At 57.9% G+C, this 2167-nt stretch carries 3 protein-coding genes; 1 reads left to right on the plus strand and 2 read right to left on the minus strand.

Annotated features, from left to right (window positions below; all coding sequences use genetic code 11):
• Window positions 1–162: 162 nt before the first annotated feature.
• On the plus strand, window positions 163–657 hold the full coding sequence (locus PV760_RS21370; RefSeq protein ID WP_354628653.1) for a hypothetical protein: 495 nt from the start codon (window positions 163–165) through the stop codon (window positions 655–657).
• Window positions 658–744: 87 nt separating this feature from the next.
• On the opposite strand, the gene PV760_RS21375 is transcribed toward PV760_RS21370, so the two are convergent.
• Window positions 745–1509: a hypothetical protein gene (locus PV760_RS21375; RefSeq protein ID WP_193590692.1), complete on the minus strand. Its 765-nt coding sequence runs from the start codon at window positions 1507–1509 to the stop codon at window positions 745–747.
• A 264-nt stretch (window positions 1510–1773) separates the two neighbouring features.
• Window positions 1774–2004, minus strand: a complete 231-nt coding sequence (locus tag PV760_RS21380; protein ID WP_193590691.1) for a hypothetical protein — start codon at window positions 2002–2004, stop codon at window positions 1774–1776.
• Window positions 2005–2167 lie beyond the last annotated feature (163 nt).

Consider the following 2167-nt stretch of genomic DNA (forward strand, 5'->3'; position numbering starts at 1 on the left):
TTACGTAAATCGAGTACCTCGCCACGACAACACCCATCCGCTAAGTGTTGCAATCACCGCAAGAACCCAAGGATCCTTTACCGGACACCCTTCTAGGGCCGGGGCCCGTCGTGGCTAGAGTCGAGACCTAGCTTGGGCCGACCATAGACTTACGGCATGCCGATGCGAATACTTACCCGGGAATGGTTCTCCCAGGCCCCTTACGACGAAGAACGTGAGGACGCGGGGCGCCAGTGGTTAGAGGCCCGACAGTCGGTCCGGCCCGCGCTCCACTCCGGAGCCGAGAAGCTTATTGACGTCGATGTCCATGACGGTGTGATCGACCTACTCCGCCAGGTCGAATGGGGTGTCGTCGAGCTCCGGGCGCTGATTGGCGACAGTCAAGTGGGCTATGAGTGGCTTTATGCCCGCTACCTTGGTGCCACCCTTTCCGTTGTCGAGACGGGTTTTGGCGAGGCCGGCACCGCGTTCGAGATGCTCGGCGACGAACTGACGTCTCAGGATGAGTCTTTCGTTCACAGCGTGATCACGTGGCCGCGAGGCGAGTTCGACATTGAGTTCGCTGCTGTGGACCTGACATTCACTCCCGCGGGTGGTGAGGATCGCATGGCGCTCATCACACGCGAAGAGCCGCCAAACGCGTCTATCAACCAATGAAGAAAAAGTCCGACACTCATGTGTCCAGAAAAGGATCCCTTTGCGGACACCTGATGACGCCGGTCGAGGGTAGGAGGGTCCAGGGGTCTACCAGATGTCCCAGACCACGCCCACGAACCAGTCCGCTGTGTCAGTCCGGGCGTTCTCGTCCCCGAGGGGTTCCAAGATGCATAACAGTGCTCGGGCAAACTTGGGGCCTGGTTCGATGAGATGCGTGTGCGGCTCGAATTCGTTCAGATAGCTCCGGCAGCTGACTTGGGCCAGCTGGAGAGCCTCCGGAGTTCCCCTTCCCAACAACCAGTACGACTCTGCCGTGGCCAAGATCGGCTGCAGCTCAAGAGGTGCCTTTATTTCTTTGATGTAGTGGAGCAGCACCAACATCAAGCCTTTCCATCTGTCTGTTCCCTGGGCGGCCGCGACCTGCTCGCCAGCGGACTGTAGCTCCCGTGAAGTCATTGGTCTGTTCAGATCGGGCATACCGTGGGGTGTTGGGCGGCCGAGGATCTTATCTAGTTCTTTATTGACGATCTGGGCTGCACTGGAGTCCCCGTCATAGTAGTCCTCCCAGAACCCGGGCACTAACCAGCGTGGTGGCGCAAATTCGAGCACGCCACCGTCACCGACTCTGGCCTCCCAGCTCTCTGGAATTGTTTCGTCGATGGTCTTAACGGCTCTTGAATCAAGCCAAGCCAAGTTTCTTTGGTCATCTGCCACTACTTGGATCTCGACCCGCCCGCTGGGGTACGCCAGAATGGAAGTCACCGTATATTCGGTGTCAAGCTTCAGCCAGCCGCTGCCTTCGAAAGGCAGAGCGGCAGCTGACTGGGAGATCTGCGCGTAGATGACTTTCATGACTTTGACTGAGCAGCCGCTAATTCTCGTGGTGTGAGCGGGCTGGTCGGGTGCCCGCCTTTCCAAGCTGCGGATCCTGCTACTTCGTCTGGATCGGACAGGTCTCCTCTGAACGTCTCTTGGGGTAACGACTGCGCTGACATGCCGACAGTCTACGGCCGGTCGATCATCCGGTGGGGATCCTTTACCGGGCCCTGCTGCCTTCGGCGCCCCGCCCGGTAAAGGATCCCTTGCCGGACGTTCCAGTTCAAAGAAGTAAGCCGTCTATTGGCCGGCATCTGCAACGCGGTTTCGCGCCTGTGCGAGCAGCTCGTTGTAATTTGCTTCAAAGGGCGCGACAAGAACTGACTCAAGGTCAGATTGCATGTCCCACAGGACGCGCTGTTCCGCTTGATGACTAACAACTGGGGCCTGACCGTTGTTCAAATGACATAACCATTCGAACAACACCAGTGCCTGGTCTTCGTTGAGTTCAATCCTCACCGGCTCAGACATGTCCTCGTCTCCCTTTCCATCCCGGGACGGTCAGTTTATCGCCGCTGAAACCTACTCATCGAGCGGGCTAACGCCCGGTGAGGGATCGGCGGATTCAGGCGGTCATTGCAACAGGAGTCCTTCGATCATTTCGATCGGTTTTCTGAACTCTAGTCTTTTGCGT

The sequence above is a fragment of the Paenarthrobacter sp. CC6 genome, from assembly GCF_040560085.1.
Classification (GTDB): domain Bacteria; phylum Actinomycetota; class Actinomycetes; order Actinomycetales; family Micrococcaceae; genus Arthrobacter; species Arthrobacter nicotinovorans.

Excerpts from the sequence above, each read along its gene's own strand:
- PV760_RS21380 (WP_193590691.1), bottom strand. The coding sequence starts at position 2,004 with ATGTCTGAGCCGGTGAGGATTGAACTCAACGAAGACCAGGCACTGGTG.
- PV760_RS21375 (WP_193590692.1), bottom strand. The coding sequence starts at position 1,509 with ATGAAAGTCATCTACGCGCAGATCTCCCAGTCAGCTGCCGCTCTGCCT.
- PV760_RS21370 (WP_354628653.1), top strand. The coding sequence starts at position 163 with ATGCGAATACTTACCCGGGAATGGTTCTCCCAGGCCCCTTACGACGAA.